15 protein-coding genes are annotated in these 18,570 nt (G+C 57.6%); 6 read left to right on the plus strand and 9 right to left on the minus strand.

Annotation, left to right across the window (positions count from 1 at the left end):
* Positions 1 to 596: 596 nt before the first annotated feature.
* The 9 genes from GNP00_RS10335 to GNP00_RS10375 form a co-directional block, all read right to left on the minus strand.
* Entirely contained in the window at positions 597 to 2,417 is a 1,821-nt protein-coding gene (locus GNP00_RS10335; protein WP_083764510.1) for a thiamine pyrophosphate-requiring protein, read from the minus strand.
* The gene (locus GNP00_RS10340) at positions 2,350 to 4,065 is read right to left on the minus strand and encodes an aldehyde dehydrogenase family protein (RefSeq protein ID WP_246259261.1); all 1,716 of its coding nucleotides are present in this window, start codon (positions 4,063 to 4,065) and stop codon (positions 2,350 to 2,352) included. The genes GNP00_RS10335 and GNP00_RS10340 overlap by 68 nt, the downstream gene beginning before the upstream one ends.
* Positions 4,028 to 5,479, minus strand: a complete 1,452-nt coding sequence (locus tag GNP00_RS10345; RefSeq protein WP_011582239.1) for a UbiD family decarboxylase — start codon at positions 5,477 to 5,479, stop codon at positions 4,028 to 4,030. Before GNP00_RS10345 ends, GNP00_RS10340 begins: the two co-directional genes overlap by 38 nt.
* Positions 5,476 to 6,750: a flavin-dependent oxidoreductase gene (locus GNP00_RS10350; RefSeq protein ID WP_011582240.1), complete on the minus strand. Its 1,275-nt coding sequence runs from the start codon at positions 6,748 to 6,750 to the stop codon at positions 5,476 to 5,478. The genes GNP00_RS10345 and GNP00_RS10350 overlap by 4 nt, the downstream gene beginning before the upstream one ends.
* An 86-nt stretch (positions 6,751 to 6,836) precedes the next feature.
* Entirely contained in the window at positions 6,837 to 7,439 is a 603-nt protein-coding gene (locus GNP00_RS10355) for a UbiX family flavin prenyltransferase (protein ID WP_166016034.1), read from the minus strand.
* Between the two features lie 575 nt (positions 7,440 to 8,014).
* Positions 8,015 to 8,962, minus strand: a complete 948-nt coding sequence (locus GNP00_RS10360; RefSeq protein WP_011582242.1) for a MarR family winged helix-turn-helix transcriptional regulator — start codon at positions 8,960 to 8,962, stop codon at positions 8,015 to 8,017.
* Between the two features lie 220 nt (positions 8,963 to 9,182).
* Positions 9,183 to 10,238: a zinc-binding dehydrogenase gene (locus GNP00_RS10365; RefSeq protein WP_049764811.1), complete on the minus strand. Its 1,056-nt coding sequence runs from the start codon at positions 10,236 to 10,238 to the stop codon at positions 9,183 to 9,185.
* A 10-nt stretch (positions 10,239 to 10,248) separates the two neighbouring features.
* Positions 10,249 to 11,220 carry a VOC family protein gene (locus tag GNP00_RS10370; RefSeq protein ID WP_166015981.1) on the minus strand — a complete coding sequence of 324 codons (972 nt, stop codon included), beginning with the start codon at positions 11,218 to 11,220 and terminating at the stop codon, positions 10,249 to 10,251.
* A gap of 82 nt (positions 11,221 to 11,302) precedes the next feature.
* Positions 11,303 to 12,283 carry a tripartite tricarboxylate transporter substrate-binding protein gene (locus GNP00_RS10375; RefSeq protein WP_011582245.1) on the minus strand — a complete coding sequence of 327 codons (981 nt, stop codon included), beginning with the start codon at positions 12,281 to 12,283 and terminating at the stop codon, positions 11,303 to 11,305.
* Between the two features lie 583 nt (positions 12,284 to 12,866).
* Here GNP00_RS10375 and GNP00_RS10380 point away from each other — a divergent pair.
* From GNP00_RS10380 to GNP00_RS10405, 6 genes are all read left to right on the plus strand, one after another.
* Positions 12,867 to 13,604: a GntR family transcriptional regulator gene (locus tag GNP00_RS10380; RefSeq protein WP_011582246.1), complete on the plus strand. Its 738-nt coding sequence runs from the start codon at positions 12,867 to 12,869 to the stop codon at positions 13,602 to 13,604.
* Between the two features lie 29 nt (positions 13,605 to 13,633).
* Positions 13,634 to 14,521, plus strand: a complete 888-nt coding sequence (locus GNP00_RS10385) for a VOC family protein (RefSeq protein ID WP_011582247.1) — start codon at positions 13,634 to 13,636, stop codon at positions 14,519 to 14,521.
* A gap of 91 nt (positions 14,522 to 14,612) precedes the next feature.
* The gene (locus GNP00_RS10390) at positions 14,613 to 15,695 is read left to right on the plus strand and encodes a C4-dicarboxylate TRAP transporter substrate-binding protein (protein WP_011582248.1); all 1,083 of its coding nucleotides are present in this window, start codon (positions 14,613 to 14,615) and stop codon (positions 15,693 to 15,695) included.
* Complete coding sequence (locus tag GNP00_RS10395) at positions 15,686 to 16,252, plus strand: TRAP transporter small permease subunit (protein ID WP_157038105.1); 567 nt, start codon at positions 15,686 to 15,688, stop codon at positions 16,250 to 16,252. The genes GNP00_RS10390 and GNP00_RS10395 overlap by 10 nt, the downstream gene beginning before the upstream one ends.
* The gene (locus GNP00_RS10400; protein ID WP_011582250.1) at positions 16,249 to 17,571 is read left to right on the plus strand and encodes a TRAP transporter large permease subunit; all 1,323 of its coding nucleotides are present in this window, start codon (positions 16,249 to 16,251) and stop codon (positions 17,569 to 17,571) included. Before GNP00_RS10395 ends, GNP00_RS10400 begins: the two co-directional genes overlap by 4 nt.
* A gap of 55 nt (positions 17,572 to 17,626) precedes the next feature.
* Positions 17,627 to 18,550 carry a fumarylacetoacetate hydrolase family protein gene (locus GNP00_RS10405; protein ID WP_011582251.1) on the plus strand — a complete coding sequence of 308 codons (924 nt, stop codon included), beginning with the start codon at positions 17,627 to 17,629 and terminating at the stop codon, positions 18,548 to 18,550.
* The last annotated feature ends 20 nt before the right edge of the window (positions 18,551 to 18,570 follow it).

The following is an 18,570-nucleotide window of genomic DNA, read 5'->3' on the forward strand; positions in this document are numbered from 1 at the left end:
TTCCTCCTCCAAGGTAACGTGACCGGCGCGCCATGAGCCCTCCCTCACGTTCAATGGACATTATCGCCAGCATATTGTTGCGTCAATAATTAAGTTTGACGTCTGATTAATAGCGCGATCATTCTCCGATGGTTCAGCAGTCGAGTGCTCGCGGAGGCGACGAGGATCCGGCACATAATATGCACGATAGATTGGGCCACACGCTATGCTTTTGCAAACGCAGCCATGCGGCCGATAGCAGGCACAGCCGCGGCCACGCCAGCTGACACAACCGAACAATTTGCTCAGACGTCTTCATTTGTAGGCAAAACAACTCTGTTCCCCTTCGGGGCGGCGACCCGCGCGGAGGATGGATAGCCCCATGCGGGACATCGGGTAAGCCAGCCGGCAAGTGATCGAACCCACGGGACCGGGCCGTTTTGGCCCAATTACCGGCTTGATTTCATCGCCGACAGCACGCAGCCACAGGACGATGTTCCACAGCCCGCTAAGCGCTCATGCCATTTGCCATATCAGGTCTGCCTAGCCTGCATGCCGCCGACACCTGCATAGACGGCATCGGCACATTGCCAGGAAACTTGTGCGAGAAATCAGCGTCAGGATGTGGTGCAGACCACGTTGAGTAGCACCTGGCGGCCCTCTGTACGGGTGATGTCCATCGCCCGATCCATTGCCTTTTGAAGATCGTCCGGATGCTCCACCCGTTCGCCGTGACCGCCGACGCTTTCCACGATTTTTTCAAAACCGATATCAACGCTAAAGTCGGTGAGCGGTTCGCGGCCGAATCTTGAGGCTTCGGCGGAATGACCGTCACTATACATGCCGCGTGTTGCCCTGCGCACTGCGTGCCAGCCGCCATTGTTAAAGACGATAAACACCACCGGCAGCTTCTGCTCGGCAGCCACATAGTGAGCGGCAAGCGGCGTACCGAACATATAGGAGCCATCACCCACCGTGGAGATAACTGTCCGGTCAGGTGCCGCCAGCTTCGCGCCCAGCGCCGCGCCAAGGCTCCAGCCCAGCCCCCCGGCCGCGCCAGAAAAGAAATACGTCCCCGGCTTTCCGAAGCTCATGTGATCGATGCGAATACCGGATTCGCGGAAGATGAGGCCGTCATCGCCCTTCACCTTGTCGATGGTCCGGCTGATATGCAATGGCGTGATTTCCTTGGAAAGCTGCGCCTTCTGCCATGCGGCTAGCCTCGTCTCGTCCAGCTTCCGGCGCCTTTGCGCAAGTGCTGCACGACGGCGGTCCACCAGTTCAGGATCGTTCGATGGGGAAGTAGCCAGTCCATCGGCGATTTGGACCAGCGCCGTCTCAAGGTCGGCGGCGATCGCCAGATCACAGCGGAAACTGCGGATTGGCACCTCAGTATAGAGCGGGTCCTCGCCAATATGTATGATCTTGGCAGCAGCGTTCGGCCGGGTTTCCGACGGTATCCAAGGCACGATCGTATCGAGCACCAGAACCACATCGGCCTCTGGAAGCCAGGCATTGATATTCTGGCCCATGTTCATGGGGTGGGCGCTCGCGATTTCCATGTAGCGCGGGTTGAATGAGATAACCGGAATGGCATGTTCGAGAGCCAACCGAGATAGGGCGGCGACGCCCCCCGCCGTACGCCCGCTGGTCGACGTAATGATCAACGGGTTCTCAGCTTTCTGCAGCATTTCCACTGCTTGTTGAATCGAGCCCGCGCTGGCCGCCGACGGGGCAGAGCATCTCTGCATGCCCCCGCCCGGCGTGTAGGTAAAGCTCTCCAGCGTCTCGGCAAGGACTTCGCGCGGCAGCGTCAGATAGACCGGACCCGACGGCGCATTGTTGGCAATCGATAGTGCCCGATCGAGAACTGTTTCAATCTGCACCGAATTGCGGAGTTCGTAGTCCCACTTCACGGCCTCGCGCACCATACCGCCCTGGTCGTACATCTCCTGGGGCCAGTGAATAAAGCTGGACCGATGGCCGGGGAGCCCCTCCTCCAAGATAGGCGTTCGCCCGGAGGTGAACAGCATGGGTGCGCGCACCCGCTGGGCGTTGAGCAGGCCGCACAATGCGTTGGCAGTACCCACGTTCACATGAACCATCACCGCCTGCGGTTTACCGCTGACCAGGGCGTGACCGAGGGCCATTGATACCGCGACATTCTCATGCGGCGCGGTGATGGGTTTCGGAAGGCGCGTCCCCTCGACTTCGCCTTTGGCGAAAGCTTCGATGAGCGGGGCAAAGTCTGTCCCGGCATTGGCAAAAAAATAGTCTACGCCGCGATCCGCCAGCAGGTGCAGGTAAGCCTCGGCCACCGTCACGTTCTTTAGCGTTTTTTGGTTCATGATGGTCTCCGTGGGCCCGCGTTCAGCTTTGGCCAAAGGGTAAGTAGATGTGTTTGGTCTGCTGGAACTCACCGATGGCGTCCGCCCCATGCAGGCGGCCTATCCCGCTTTCGCGGTGGCCCTCCATTTCGGCTTCAGCAATCAGCTTGCCGTGGGTATTGAGCCAGACCGTGCCCGCCCGCAGTCGCCGTGCCATGCGGAGCGACCTGTCCAGTTCGCGCGTGAATACGCTTGCGGCCAAGCCATAGGCAGTTGCGTGGGCCTTTGCGAGCGCTTCGTCCTCGTCTGCGAATGGCTCCAGCGTGATAATCGGGCCGAACAACTCTTCCTGAACGGTGAGCGCTTCAGTACTTGACACCAGGACCAGGCTTGGCGTCAGGAAAGCGCCACCGGGGTAGCGTTCATCGAGGGTTTCACCGCGCAGCAGGATATCGCCATCGTCTGCGCATCTGTCGAGCCAGCCCAGCAAGCGGTCGCGGTTCGGCCGGTCAATGATCGCGCCAACCAGATTGTCCGTGTCGTAACCTGGACCAACGGGAACACTGCGCAACCGCTGCATCATGCCGTCCGCAAAATCGTCCAGCACGTTCCTGTGTACGAGAAAGCGGCTGGCGGCAACGCATTGTTGGCCCGAGTTGACGAGCGAGGCCCGGGCCAATTCCGATATGGCCTTGTCCAGATCGGCGTCGTCGAAAATGATCGAGGGGGTTTTTCCACCCAGTTCAAGCGAAACGCGCTTTAGAGTGGGGGCAGCGGCGGCCATGATGCGTTTACCGACGGCGGAAGAGCCTGTAAAACTGATTACGTCCACATCGCTCGAGGCAACAAGCCGTTCGCCGACGGCGGGACCACCGTCATTGATCGAATTGACTACGCCGTCGGGTATTTCCGTAATAGCAACCAAATGTTGGATTACGGCGGCATTGATGAGCGGGGTTTGCGGAGCGGGCTTGACCACCGCGGTGCAACCTGCGGCAAGCGCCGCAGCAAGCGAGCGCAGCAACAGTGTGACGGGTGCATTCCATGGCACGATGATGCCGGCTACGCCCATCGGTTCGCGGCTGATCAGCGAATAGCAGCCCGGCTCAGGCTCCATCATGCGGCCCGTCATCGAACGGGCTAGGCCTGCATAATACTTGGCTTCGGAAATAGCGGTGGCGACTTCGTTCTTCGCCTGGATGAAGCTCTTGCCGTTCTCGTAGGCGTTGAGCGTGGCCAACCGCTCATGATCAGCAGAAAGGCGGGCGGCCAGTTTCAGCAGCACCTCGGCACGCAGGCGTGGGGCGCTTGCCCATGCGGTTTCATCGAAGGCACGACGCGCGGCAGCGATCGCCTCGTCCATCAGATCCACGGTCCCCGGATCATAGTGGCCGAGTATTTTGCCGGTCGCCGGATCAAATGTCTCGCGTCGTTCACTTACTGGCCCGTGGCGCCAGATGCCGTCAATATGGTTTTGAGCCGGACCGACTTGCGGATGTTCTAGCAGTGCCATGTTGTTACTCCGGACGTTTTCATGTGCTTTCGCTGTGCCGGCGTGTAGGGGGGCAGCAGGCCTCGCGCCGGTCGGACCAACGACCTGACCAAATGGGAGAATGGCGGCCACTTTTGACCGGTACGCGGGTTGCACCGCGCATCTCGCTTCCGGCCGTTGGGCCAAATTTTGCCCTCCCCGGCGTTTTTTCATCCTCCCCTGGACGGAACTATTCGAGATAGTGCTTGAACTTCTCCGCGATTTCATTGCGGAACTTGTCGGATGCCCGCGCCACTGGCGGAAACGTCTTCAACCGCTCAAATGGCCGACAGGCATCGATGAGTCCGCGCGAATTGGTGCCATCCGCCTCGTTGAGCATTGGATCAAGCGGGCCAGACCAGGCGCGACGGATAAAATCCACGTCTTGGGCAGGATCGCAGCGGGTCGATATCGCCCAAAGCACGTCAAAAGTATTGGTCGGATCGATATCCTCATCGACAACGACCACCCAGCGCCCGAGATATGACGCCGATTGGCAGCTGGCGGCCAGGTGCAGCGCCTGCCGGGCATGTCCGGGATAGCGCTGCTTGATAGAAATGATGTTGAACATGCGCGCGCCACCGGCCTCGTGGCACCAGACCCCGCGCACGCCCGATAGACCGGCGCGCTCCACCTCGTCCCAGATCATACCGGATTTCGTGACGCATTTTGAAAAGCTGAAATCGGATGGCGGCTGCATTGGCGACGCCATAGTCATGATCGGATTGTTGCGGTGGTAAATGTGTTGGATACGCACTACCGGCTGCGGGCTTGGATTGCTGGCGTAATAGCCGGTAAACTCGCCAAACGGGCCCTCCATTCTGAGCTCGCCGGGGTGCATTTCACCCTCAATGACGATTTCGGCATGAGCCGGCATCGGCAGGCCATGGACGTCGCTTTTGACGACCTCGAATGGCACGCCACGATGCCCACCCGCATAGTCAAACTCGGAAAGGCCATAGGCCAACTCGTTGCCCGACGCCAGGAACAGCAACGGGTCGTGCCCGATGCAGATCAACACTGGGCAAGGCTTGTTCTGGGCAAAGTATTTGTCGCGGATCTGGCGGCCCTGCTTTCCCGGCGAAATCCATAGGCCGAGCGACCTGGCATCATGCACCATCGAGCGATAGGTGCCGATATTGACCCAACCATCCTCGGGATCCTGCATGATGACAAGATCGTCTGTACCAGCGTAGCGCCCGCCATCGAGTTCGTGCAGCTTGGGAATCGGGAACTTCAGGATATCGATCTCGTCGTCGCGCAGCACATTCTCGTAGATCGGCGCTTCCTCGGATGAAACAAATCGCGGAGGTAGCGGCTCGTGCACTTTCATGCGGTCGCGGTAGCTCTGGACGATGTCGAGCGGATTCTTGGAAAGCGGGAAGCCGAGCGTAATGGCAAGCCGCTGGCTGGAATTGGTCAGCCCGGATACGCAACGAAAGCCCGGATATCCGGGAATATCTTCGAAGCAGATCGCCGGCGGGCTTTCCTGATCATTATGATAGATCAGTTCGGCCAGGCATCCCATTTCCAGGTCCCAGCTCGCGCCTTTGACGGTTTTCAGCTCACCGATCGCCTCAACCTGCGCCAGGAATTCACGCAAATCCTTGTAGGGCTCCGGCCGGTTCTTCAGGTAAGTCATATCGTGTTTCCCGTGATTTGAGGCCCGGACGCTCGCGCGCCGAGATGCTCTCGATCATAACCCGCGATTTTCTTGTAGTTGTTGGACAGTCGGACGAGCTCCTCGACCGAAATCACATCATTGATGTCCTCGAATGGTTTATCGCCGGTACGCTCAAAAACTTCCTTGAGTATGATGTCCGGCGGCATCGAACGATTGGTCAACACGACCTTCGTCGTCGAAGGGCGCCGCTCGTCTTCATAACTTTTGAAGGCGGCGGCAGGCTGCTCGTGCGAAAGCAGCGCATCGGCAAGCGCCTTCCCGTCGATGATGGCCTGGCAGGCGCCATTGGAGCCGCGGGGATACATAGGATGAGCCGCATCGCCCATCAGAGTGACCCTGCCCTGGGTCCAGAATGGCAGCGGGTCCTGATCCACCATCGGATATTCGAGCACCTTTTCCGTGCCCCGCAACATGGCCGGCACATCAAGCCAATCAAATCGCATGTCCTCGAAAGCGCCGATGAAATCATCAATCGACCCTTCCTTGTTCCAGTCGCGCTTGTCCTTGTGGTGCGGCGTCTCGATCTCGACGACCCAGTTGATAAGTTGATTGCCGAACCCGTCGACATTGTTGCGTATGGGGTAAACAACCAGCTTTCCCGTGGAAAGCCAGCCGATCCGCACCATATTCGCGCCATTAAGGAAGGGCTTGTGAACGATGGATCCACGCCACATGTTAACGCCGGAGTAAACAGGGCCTCCCTCGTCCGGATGCAGCTTCTTACGGATGACGGAATGAATACCATCGGCGCCAATCAGGACATCACCCCGCACTGAGGGAAGGACTGCACCGGATTGCGGGTCTTCGAAATGAGCGGTGACACCGTTGTGACCCTGATCAAATCCGACGCACCGATGGGATGTATGGATATGTTCGTTGCCAGCTACTTCAATGAATCTCCTGAGCATTGCGCCATGGAGATCACCCCGGTGGACCGAGTATTGCGGCAAGGCATAGCCCGCCCGCAAGCCAGCCGGTTCTGAGAATATATGCTGGCCGAACCGGTTGAAGAAGGTCGACTCATAGGTTTCTACGGCGCGAGCGGCAATATCGGCCAGCACGCCGATCTCTTGCATGATCTCGGCCGCATGCGGCAGCAGGTTGACGCCAAGGCCGATCGGGTCCAGTCGCGGTGCAGCATCAAAGATCTCGGCGATAACGCCCTTCAGGGCCAACTTGCAAGCAAGCGTGATGCCCCCGATACCGCCACCAATGATGATAACTTTCATTTGTGCACTCCAAATGCAACAGAAGATGTCTAATAATAAGACGTCGTCTTAATTGGCGAAATGGCTGCCATTCAGCCTCGTTGGTTCTAGTCGGAGATTTGTGTGACGGGTCCTTTCAGCCCCTCCCACCGCTTCAGCTTTCCAGTGTCGAGGCCGAAGAGATCGAGAGTCCGACCGATTGTATGATCCACCATCTCGTTGAGTGACTTCGGGTGAGTGTAAAATGCGGGAACCGGTGGCAGTATGATGCCGCCCATTTCAGTGACGACCGTCATGTTCCGCAGATGCGTCAAGGTCAGCGGCGCTTCACGCGCCAACAGCACCAGCCGCCGGCGTTCCTTGAGCACCACCTCGGCTGCCCGCGTCAACAGGCTGGAGGTTACACCAACGGCGATCTCAGCAAGGCTGCGCATGGAACACGGCGCTACGACCATGCCAAGCGTTTGAAACGATCCGCTCGCACAAACCGCACCAATATTGCCAGGCGCATGGCAATAGCTTGCAAGTTTCCTGAAGTCCGCAGCTTTCATATTGAGCTCCTGCTCAATGGTCAGCACAGCGCTTTTTGAAACTATGAGATGCGTTTCGACCCCAAGGTCACGCAACAGCTCGAGGCACCGAAGGCCGTAAATGGCTCCCGAAGCACCGCTAATCCCGACAATCATCCTAGGATGAGCCACACCCAACATCCCCCAAGTGGTTTCATGCGAGACATTTCTGGTACTGCCAGAGTGTACGCATTCTGCAAGCATTCTGGAGCTGCTGTTCAATGGCCGAGCCGCCGCAAAACACTCCAAATAATAGGATGACATCTGACGATATGTCAACGTGCTTTCGATATAGCGCGCAACTGAGTGCCATGCCTTGCCGGCCATCCATCTGCAGACAAGCACGATTTAGTTTAGCAGCCACCGGTCCCCAGCGTAAACCGCAGCGCTCAACCTCATCGACTGGAGCTTCGGGTTGAAACCTGAATTAGAAAACTTTGGCCGGGTTGCGATTCCCGTGATTGGAGGTCCGATGCACTCTGGAAGGCAACCGGCAGTATCTGCCACCCTTTTACCGGAAGCGGATGCTGGAACTGCCTGAAGGAAGCCGAATATGCCCGGTCTAGTGTCCAAGGCGATAGCGGGCCGTGACGATGCGCTATTTTTAGCAACCGCCAATGGCAAGGGCTATCATGCGCATCGAACCTGGCAGACATAGCCATGCACACAACGCGTCATGGGCCAATGGCCTACCGGCAGAGGGGGAAGATGGCAGATTAGATGTCAGGAACCGTCGAAAAAAGCGCCTCATTGCGCCCGATTATCCGGTCAATCATACCGAACAGCGCAGCTTGGTCCGTTTCTGAAAGCGGCGCCACCAGGTCATTCATTGCCTGACGGGCCGGGATGCTCGCCCTCTGCAGGAGCTCGCGGCCTTCGCTGGTGAGAGACAGGATGCGCCGCCGCATGTCATCCTCGCCAACCTTCTTAACGACGCAACCACGTTTGCGAAGCAGTCTCAGCACCAGCGCGATTGTTGAACGGTCGATGGCGATCAGACGTGCCAGCGTCACCTGATCGATATTCTCGCATTTATCGAGAACATACAGCACACCATACTGGCTCGGGGTGAGTTGCAAATCTTTGCAGTGATCCAGGAACAGCGCGACCGAAAGCTGGTGCGCTCGACGCAATAGAAAGCCTGGCCGCCGATAAAGCTCCTGTAGCTTTTTGCGATCGGCACCCTGCTCAGGCGCGAGGTTACCATGGTTCACCAATTGCGTCAGGAGCTTAATGAGATGGCGGCGCTCATGGCTCAAAAGACAGTCAAGCAGCCGCAACTTGGCCCGCTCGGCGGGTTTTGCCGCTTGCCTGAACACCTCCTGCCCTTGCGGAGTGAGGCGAAGGATGCGACGACGCCGATCATTGACGTCGGTTTCACGGGCAATCAGCTCCCGACTTTCGAGCAGCCCGATCACCAGGCCTGCGGTGGACCGATCAAGGCCAATGAGACGCGCCACGGTAATCTGATCAAGGCTATCCAACGCATTCAAGGCAAACATGACCCCAAACTGCGTCGTAGTAATGCCTAGTGACGAACACGCCTCGTCAAAAATGGATTGCGAAATCTGCTTTGCGCGGCGAATTTTGAATCCTGGACGACGATAAAGGTCGGTTAAGCGCTTACGGTAGATTTGCGTCTCGTCTTCTTCTTCGCCGATCAACAATGCACCCCACCACACATCGTCGGACTTTTCACATAACGCCGTAGCATTGAAACTGGGCTCAAGGATACCACCCCAAACGTTGCCAAAATGGGTACAACATGCCGCGCTGTCAACTTATCTGCGAGCCTGGGAACAACAAACGGCAGCGTCTACCACCGATGCCGGCATAAAGCGCATTACACATCGCCGTCTCCTCAACTTTGCTATCGGCTTGATGTCAAGATCGAAGGCTCTGCGCAGCACCGTTTGGCCGTGCCCTTGGATCAAGCACAACCTTTCCAAGCACGTCGTTTCCGTCCGCCAACACATGCCCCTCGCGCACCTGATAGAGCGGCAGCACACAGCCGATCAGTGGCCGAAACTTGCCGCTGGCCGCAAGCTCAATACCCTTGCGGATGTCATCCGGCGTCTGGCCGGTCGATCCCATAATGGTCAATTGGTTGAGGTAGAGAAAGGCAACATCGAGAGGAACAATTCCGCCCCCGTGAGTGCCCACGCTGACCAGTCGGCCGAAACGGCGCAGGCTTTTAAATGCCGCCGGGAATAGAACCGGATCGCTGATATTCTCGCAAACCACATCGACTCCTGCATTGCCGGTGATACGCATGACCTCGGCGTGCAGATCCTGGCTGCGATAATTGATCCCGAATTCCCCGCCCAGCGCCATCGCCGCGGAAACCCTTTCGTCCGCACCGGCGGCCACAATCACCCGCGCGCCCAGATGACGGGCGACCTGCACACTTGCGCTACCGAGGCCGCCGGAGGCGCCCATGACCAGGACCCATTCGCCCGGCTGCAGCTTCGCCTTTGTCTCCAGCATATGGAAAGCTTGAGGGACATGCCGAATGGCAATGCTGGCTGTTGCAAAATCAAGACCCGCGGGCAACGGAAAGGCACTGGCAGCGGGTACACAGACATACTCGGCATAGCCGCCCCAGAGATCAACACCCAACATCCGCGGCACGTCCTCGGGCTCATAGCGAATGCGGGATGACACAGCCACGGGGTCGCCGGGCTTGAAGTCGCTTACCTCCGCCCCCGTCTCCACCACGACCCCTGAGGGATCGACCCCTAACACATGCGGCAAAACGGGGCGCTTGGCATACGCCCCCTGACGCACCTTTATATCCAGGGTGCGGTTTACGGTGACAGCATGTACCTGCACCAGAACGTCATGGGGACCGGGTCGCGGCGTAGGAACCATTTCCCAGCCAATGACTTCCGGACCGCCGAAATCATGCATGACGGCGGCATACATCTTGTCCTCTACCATCGAGTGCGGCCTATCCCTGTTCGCGTTGGCGCCGGAAGTCCGGCAGAGGCGGCAATCCCCAGGTCATGGATTCCTCTTGCAGCCAGACGCGCGGCCATTGCGGCTTCTCGAAATGCCAGGGCCGCGCCTCGAAATAGCCAAGCGCTTCATCGGCCATCTGATCCAACTCGGCATAAAATTCAATGATATGGTCATCCGGGTCGCGGTGGTAAAGGAACAAATTGTGCCCGACGCTGTGTCGGCCTGGCCCCCAGATCACCTTGATCCGGTTTTGGCCAAGAAGGTCGGCGGCCCGCATGATGTGCGATGCATCGAGCAATTCGAATGCGATGTGGTGCATCCGACCGGTACGGCCCTTTAGGAAATTTACCGTATGGTGATCCTTGTTGCAGCGCAAAAATGCAAAGTAATCCTCGATCCAATCGGATTCACGGAACCCCAGAACTTGTTTGTAGAAGTCCACGACCTTGTGAATTTCCGGCACGCTGAAGGCGATATGGCCCATCTTTAGTGGCGCTACGCCTGTGACGCGCGACAAGTCACCCACAGCATCCCATGATTTAAACAGTTCGATGCGCGTGCCCTTGGGGTCGAGCAGCGTCAGGCTGCCGCTGATACCAGGAGCCGGATCACTCGCCAGGTCGCTGTCGACTCCGGCATTTTTCAAATCTCTGGCGACGGCGGTGAAGTCCGTATCGGGAGCAACCTCGAAGGACAACGCGGAACAATGTGCGGCATCGCCCTGCCGAATGTGGATGGCCAATTGACCGGAACGGCTTGCAAGAAAGGCGTCCTTTCTCTGCCTGTCTACAAGGGAAAACCCAAGCAGGTCGGTGTAGTAGTCTAGTTGCCGCCCGAGATCAGGCGTCTCAAGCACCGAATGGCCTATGCGGCGCGCTTGAACGATACAGGTCCAGGGATAGGGGTTCTCAAGCCGTCTTTGTTTGATGTTACTGTTAGTGCCGTTTACCAAGGTTTCCATTTCGAATTTCCGGTCGATGAGGCTCATTGAACTCGTGCTGCGCTGACAGCGACCAGCGCAGCACTAGAGCTATTGAAGCAAATCAGTTTGCGTCTGCCGTGGCGGTGATGTGAGCCTCTTTGATGACGGCCTCCCAACGCACACGCTCTTCCTCAAGAAACGCATCCATCTCTGCCGGCGTACTGCCGATGCTGACCATTCCAATCGCAGCTATCTGCTTTTGGGTATCTGGATCTGCCTGGGCCTCGAGCACTGCCTCATTCAGGGTATTGACAATCTCCTCAGGTGTGCCGGGAGGTGCGGCGATTGCGTTCCAGCTCTCGATGTAGACGCCCGGAACGCCAAGCTCGTCAAGCGTCGGCACATCAGGCAACTCCGGAAGGTGCTCGCGCGAGGCCACCGCAAGTATCTTAGCGCCAGAGGACTCCACCAGGTTTCGAGCAGCCACCGGCATCAGGATCATCATATCGACGTTGCCGGCCGCTACGTCGTTCATTGCCGTCGCAGTGGAGCGAAAGGGCACATGCAACAGGTCAATGCCGGCCACTGTCTTGAGAAGCTCCGAGCCCAGATGCGGAAGCGTCCCGATGCCCTGCGACGCATAGCTCACCTCGCCTGGATGCGATTTCGCATAGGCAAGGAACTCTTCGAAGTTTTTGGCCGCGACATTCTTGCTGACGACGACCGTATTGTTCGCCGAGTTGACCACTGAAATCGACGCCAGCTCCTTCGGATCATAGCTGAGCGATCCATAAAGCGCCTCGTTGATCACCAAAGGGGCGGGCGCAGCCATCAGAAGCGTGTAGCCGTCGGGATTGGCACGGCTGACATAGTCCGCCGCGACGCTGCCGCCAGCACCCGGCCGGGCCTCGACAAGAACCGGCTGCCCCCACTTCTTGCTCATCTTGTCTGCCAGCATGCGCGCCGTGGCGTCAATATTACCGCCGGCACCACCTGCCACTACAATGGTGATAGGCTTGTTCGGGAAATTTTCCTGAGCATGCGACGCGGAGACGCCGCACAAAGCCAGGAAAACACCGCACAACAGTCCAACATTCCTCACTTGATCCTCCTCCTGCCACGGTTCTTTTGCCCGCGGCGTCCATGCTCAACAGTCGCGAGAGCATCCATTGGCACCTTCGCCTGCGCCTCGAATGGTAGAAGCGGCCAAGGTCTTCGTCAACATAAAACGATGATATCTGATTATTTGGTCCGAACGATGCGCCACAAATGCGAGCGCTCGGACAGCTTTTCCTTTCAGCTGCAACTCGGCTGGGATAAGCGACGAAGAGTTGCGCCCGGGCCATTTTCTCCGTTAATGGTGGGATTCAACACAGTCCGGATAGCCAGCGTCTTCTCTCAGCACGCCCCAGATTGGCCCATTCTGGCACGGCTACCGCAGATTGCACACAAATGGCAGACGTCAGCTCATATACGCCAGGATGCTACATGGACTTTCACGCCGCCGCCGAAACAACAAGCCAGCCGGCGGCATGGTCGCTCGAATGCAAGCCTCCCCTTTTACCGGAATCGTCCCGCGGGAAAGATGCTCACCCAATTTCAATCGGCCAAAGCCCCCTGTCAGCGATTGCATAATTCATCGATTTGTGCACAATATTATCTAAACACCACAATATGAGCCATTCATGCACACTGTTTCGCTAAGGACCGATCAACTATCGGAACAGGCCTATCGCCTGATCCGGAAAGCTATCTTGCGGGGCGACATTGAGCCTGGCTCACGCTTGAAAATAGATATGCTTCAGCGCCAGTTTTCGTTCTCCAGCAGCCCATTGCGTGAAGCTCTGAACCGGCTCGTCTCCGAAGATCTTGTTGAGATTGATAATCGCCGCGGCTTTCGGGCGGCGGCCGTTTCGCTGCGAGATATGAAAGACCTGACGGCCTTCCGCCTGAACATAGAGCCGATTTCGTTACGCGAGTCGATCGAGCATGGCGACGACGAATGGGAGGCGCAGGTGCTTGCCGCCTATCATCGCCTTGACCTTCTGGAGGCGCGAGAGGATGAGCAGGCGCCCTACAGCGACGAATGGGCTGAGCGGCATAGAGCCTTCCACGCAGCACTTATCGCCGCCTGTCCTTCCTCCCGGCAGATTTCGGTCTGCCTGAACCTTTTCGATCATGTAGAGCGCTACCGGCGGCTTTCGATCTGTTGGCGAAAATCCAAACGCGACCGTTCAAACGAACACAGGGAGATCATGGATGCCGCCTTGGCGCGTGATCATGAAAGAGCAGTCTCGAAGCTGACGGAGCATATCGAGCGGACAACGCTGCATGTGGCGAGGATGCTAAAGGCGCTGGAAACAGAAAAAACTGCCACAGGACAGGAGCAGGTCGAAGGTCTCGGTCGGGCAATGAAGGCCTGAACCGGACCAGGAGGGCGGGGGAGTATCCGATGGGGATCATCAGAAAGATTGGCTACGCCACGTTCCAGACCGCCGACCTATCGCGTCTTTCGGAATACTATCAGCAGTTGCTAGGGCTGACCGTTCAGGCGCAAACAGAGTCGACGATCTATCTCGCTTGCCCGCTGGACCGCCATTCAGTGGTGCTGGAGAAAGGCAGCCTGCCGCATTGCAGTGCCATTGGGCTGGAAGTTGCGTCCGATGAAGACCTTAGCATTTTGGTCCGGCACCTAAAAACTGCAGGCGTTGCGGTCGCTGAGATCTCCGATCCCGCACCGGGCGTGAAGCGGCGGATCAGCTTCGCCGGACCAGATGCTTTTGGCATCGAAGTGCAGGTTGAAAATCCGAGCACCGGCAATGTGGAGGACCGGAAGGCGATTGACGCGCGCAGGCTTGGCCACGTGGCATTCAAGGTGCGTAATGTGCAGGCAAGCGCCCGGTTCTTCTGCGATGTACTGGGCTTTCGGGTCAGCGACTGGATTGGTGACTATTTCACATTTCTGCGGTGCGGTACCGACCATCACACAGTTAACTTCATTCAGCACGACAAGCCAGAACTGCACCACATCGCGTTTGAGCTCGACAACTTCTATCACATAAAGACCGCATGCGATTTCCTGGGCAGGCATCGCATTGCGCTCATGTCGGGTCCCGGACGTCACGGCCCCGGCCACAACATCTTCACCTACCATAAGAACCCTGACAGCCAGACGGTCGAGCTTTATGCCGAGCTCGATCAGATGCTGGACGAAGAAATGGGTTGTTTCGACAGCCGGCCTTGGCACGAAGACAGCCCTCAACGCCCGAAGGTGTGGGAGCCTGGGCTTTTTACCACCAATAGCTGGGGTGTGCCTCGGACCTACAGCGTCCGCGACTGAGGGTGTGCCCACACAGCCGGGGACTGCTGAGACACGTAGATTGTCTCCTACATGCGGCTCCCCAGTTCTGACACCAATAAGGGAGGAAGCAATGCTGTCATCTAACGTCGTAACAACCGCCGCAGCGGCGGCGTTTACGTTCATATCCTGGCAATCGGCAGCAACGGCGACGGAAACGATCAAGCTGCGGGTATTGGCGGCTCAGTCGAACCGGATGCTCTCGGTTTCAATGCTCGGCGAGTTCATGCTTCCCGAAGTCAACAAGCGGCTGGCCGAGCGAGGCAACAATTATCAAATCGAATGGCAGGAATCCTATGCCGGGGTTGTCGCGACAAGTAACGAAATGCTTTCGGCAATCGAAGCCGGGATCGGCGATATTGGCTATGTCGGCACTCTCTTCGAGCCGGCAAAGCTGCCCCTCTCCCAGATTTCCTACTACGTGCCCTTTACAGGCACGACGCTCGAGAATGTCCTTGGCGCGGCAACCGATCTGGAGAAGACCTTTCCCGAGATCGATGCAGCTTTTGAAGCAAACGGACAGCATGTGCTGACATTGATGGGCACGGCGCGTTATGTCCTGACCACAAATTTCCCGGTTGACAGCATAGACGACCTGAACGGCCGAAAGCTTGGCTTGGCAGGCGCTTCAGTTAATTGGATCAAAGGCAGCGGCGCAGTCCCCGTCAACGCGGTCGTATCAGATTACTACAACTCGATTAAGACCGGAATCTACGACGGCGTATTCGCTTTCGCTTCCGGCCTTATACCCTTCAAGCTCTACGAAGTCGCACCATACGTAACCGACGTCGGTCTAGGCTCCATGCAGTCGACCGCCCTCACCATAAACATGCGCAAATGGCAAAGCCTCCCCGAAGAAGTACGGGAAGTTCTGACCGAAGTTGGCACCGAATTCGGAACCCTGTTGGCGAAGGCCGAAGACGAGGCCGCGGAGGATGCCTTGGCGAAGGCCGCCGAACTTGGTGCGACCGTTACGGTGATGTCGGATGAGGAGCGCCAGAAATGGGCCAACTCCATGCCTAACATCGCTGCCGACTGGGCCGCAACATATGAAGCGCAAAATCTGCCCGCACGAGCAATGGTCAGCGCCTACCTCGATGCGCTTCGGTCCAGAGGCGCGAACCTCGCACGCGACTGGGCGGCAGAGTGGAAGTAACGCCGCCAATGTTGCACCCTTTCAAACTGCTGCATCTGCTCCGATCGGCCTTTGACCGGCTGGTCGGCGCGATGAATCAAATCGGGACCCTTTGGATCCTGGTCGTGATGGTACTGATCAATACCGATATCCTCGGGCGCAACCTGATGAACCGCCCGGTGCAGGGGGTGAATGAGATCGTCAGCATGTCGATCGTGGGGATCGTCTTCATGCAGCTCGGTCACACACTGCGCAGCGGCCGCTTCATCAGATCGGACGGCCTGGTCGATGTCCTCATAGCCAGGAATCCAGTGCTCTTTCAGATACTTGAAAGAATCTACGGGATTATTGGCTTTATTATAATGGCAACGATCTTCTATTTTTCACTTCCACATTTTCTTGATGCCTGGAAACACAATCTCTTCGTCGGCAATGTCGGTCAGTTCACCTTTCCAACCTGGCCGATCAAGTTGATCCTCCTGATTGGACTTGCCGTACTGGCCATTCAGTTCCTCCTGACGGCCATCGATGCCCCGCGAGGACCTGCCAACCGAGATCAGCAGGGAGAGGCATCGTGAGTTCGTCAAGCATCGGCATCCTATCGATTGTCTGCGTGCTGGTGCTGATACAAGGCGGGATGCCGATTGCAATTGCGTTGCTGCTGATATCTTTGGTCAGCATTTGGATACTGACCTCCAGCATCACAGTGGCGGGCAACCTTGTTGTTTTGGCGGTCAGCGACAGCATCTCGAACTACAACTATGCGGTTGTTCCGCTTTTCATGCTGATGGGACTGTTGATCAGCGTCTCGGATATTGGCCGCGATGCGTTTCAGGTGGCCAGCCAGCTGTTTCGGCGGGTGATAGGAGGCGTCGGCATTGCCACAGTGGCTGCGAATGCGCTCTTTGCAGCGGTGACTGGCACCAGTATAGCTTCGGCGGCCGTGTTCACCCGCATAGCGGTTCCCGAGCTGACGCGGTTGGGCTACACTAACCGCTTCGCCGTAGGCGTGGTGGCTGGCACTTCTGTGCTGGGCATGTTGATCCCGCCGAGCTTTCTGATGATCGTCTTCGGTATCATTGCCGAAGTATCGATCGGCGACCTATTTACGGCCGGCATCCTGCCTGGCCTGCTGCTTGCCTTCGCTTACGTGCTGCTGATCATATGTCTGTCCTATTTCTGGACCGGCTATATCGGCGCGGGCGCAAGACGCTCGCACGCCAATGATGGCGAGATACCCTCAATGTCGCCCATCGAGCTCGTAAAATGCGCGACTCCGATCACAGCCTTGGCCGGGATTGTGCTGGGCGGCATCTATGGCGGTTTCTTTACCCCTACCGAAGCGGCAGCGGCTGGCACACTCGGGGCCCTGATACTAGCAATCGCCAAAGGGCGTTTGACTTTGAAAAAGTTCTGGTCGGTTCTGGCCCAAGCCGGGCACGCAACAGCCGCTATTTCGATCATCCTTATCAGCGCGCACACCTATTCGCGCATGCTGGCTATGAGCGGCCTGCCAAATGCGATCGGTCAAGCGGCAGTAGACTCCGGCCTTGGAGTGGATTCGCTCATCGTGCTTTACCTTATTGGCGTGCTGCTTTTGGGGACGATCCTCGATGCTGTCGCGATCATGCTGATCCTCGTGCCGCTTATCCTGCCCACCTTGGTTCAGCATCATGTCGACCTGGTTTGGTTTGGCATCATCAGCATTATCGCCATCGAAGTGGGACTGCTAACACCGCCGCTCGGACTCTCTGCCTTCGTGGTGAAGTCCAATCTGGAAGACAAATCGATCCGCCTTGGCGACATCTTCAAAGGTGCGTTCCCCTTCACACTAATGATGATTGTCGTCCTCGCCCTCATTTTCCTTCTTCCGGGCATAGCGACCATTCTCGTCTGAAGCCTTTCCAGACGTGCCAAATTTCCTTTCTTCACCATTACTGGGAGTGAACGAAGTGACTGACCTGAAACTGGTATCCTACAGTGGTCCTCGCGGCATTCGAACGGCGGCCGTGAAGGCCGACCGCTACGTCGACGCCGCCGATGTCACAGGTGTGGCGGCACATGCCAGCATGCCCGGGCTGCTCGCCGACTGGGCAGCGGCCGAGAGGCCGCTTCAAGCAGCTTTTGCGGCAGGCCAAGCCATGGTCGGCCTGCCAAAACTGGTTGCACCGCTACCGTTGCCGGGCGCGATTTATTGCATCGGCGCCAACTATGCGGATCATATCGCCGAGATGCAGGGTGGGGGCACGAACGGAGCCTCCGTCGCGGCCGAGAGAAAGCAGCAAAAGGAGGACGGGCTAAAGCCATGGTTTTTCATCAAGTCCTCTCACTCCGTCTGCGGACCTGAAACCAAAGTCGCGCTACCAGCCACATCCAAGAAAGTCGATTGGGAGGCGGAACTGGCTGTGGTGATCGGCCGAAAGTCGCGCGACCTGACAATAGAAAATGCGCTCACCGCAGTATGGGGCTACACGATCGCCAATGATCTTTCTGCCCGTGATCTCAGTCGCCGCCCACCTTTGCCACAGGGCTCACCGTTCTTTTTCGACTGGACCTCTCACAAATCCTTTGACGATTCCTGCCCGATGGGACCCTGGATCGTTTCCGCCAGCCAAATCGTAGACGCAAACGACCTGGATATCGGCCTGAGCATCAATGGCCAGCCAATGCAAAAGTCCAATACAAGCCAGATGATCTTCACCGTCGCCGAACAGGTCGCGCATCTTTCGCAGCGCATCACCCTCTGGCCCGGGGATATTATCCTCACGGGCACCCCGGCAGGTGTCGGTGCTGGCCGTAACCTGTCGCTCAAACCGTCGGACGAGGTCAGCGTCTATATCGAAGGAATTGGAGAGCTCCGGCATTCGATTGCATGAAGGTTCAACAGGACCTCGCA

The organism is Chelativorans multitrophicus (assembly GCF_011317445.1).
Classification (GTDB): Bacteria; Pseudomonadota; Alphaproteobacteria; order Rhizobiales; family Rhizobiaceae; genus Chelativorans; species Chelativorans multitrophicus.

Bases quoted from the DNA above. Each gene is read 5' to 3' on its own strand.
- GNP00_RS10380 (WP_011582246.1), top strand. From the start codon at position 12,867: ATGCACACTGTTTCGCTAAGGACCGATCAACTATCGGAACAGGCCTAT.
- GNP00_RS10365 (WP_049764811.1), bottom strand. From the start codon at position 10,238: ATGGTAGAGGACAAGATGTATGCCGCCGTCATGCATGATTTCGGCGGT.
- GNP00_RS10355 (WP_166016034.1), bottom strand. From the start codon at position 7,439: ATGTTGGGTGTGGCTCATCCTAGGATGATTGTCGGGATTAGCGGTGCT.
- GNP00_RS10340 (WP_246259261.1), bottom strand. From the start codon at position 4,065: ATGAAATCGCGGAGAAGTTCAAGCACTATCTCGAATAGTTCCGTCCAG.
- GNP00_RS10335 (WP_083764510.1), bottom strand. From the start codon at position 2,417: ATGGGGCGGACGCCATCGGTGAGTTCCAGCAGACCAAACACATCTACT.
- GNP00_RS10350 (WP_011582240.1), bottom strand. From the start codon at position 6,750: ATGAAAGTTATCATCATTGGTGGCGGTATCGGGGGCATCACGCTTGCT.
- GNP00_RS10390 (WP_011582248.1), top strand. From the start codon at position 14,613: ATGCTGTCATCTAACGTCGTAACAACCGCCGCAGCGGCGGCGTTTACG.
- GNP00_RS10345 (WP_011582239.1), bottom strand. From the start codon at position 5,479: ATGACTTACCTGAAGAACCGGCCGGAGCCCTACAAGGATTTGCGTGAA.
- GNP00_RS10370 (WP_166015981.1), bottom strand. From the start codon at position 11,220: ATGGAAACCTTGGTAAACGGCACTAACAGTAACATCAAACAAAGACGG.
- GNP00_RS10385 (WP_011582247.1), top strand. From the start codon at position 13,634: ATGGGGATCATCAGAAAGATTGGCTACGCCACGTTCCAGACCGCCGAC.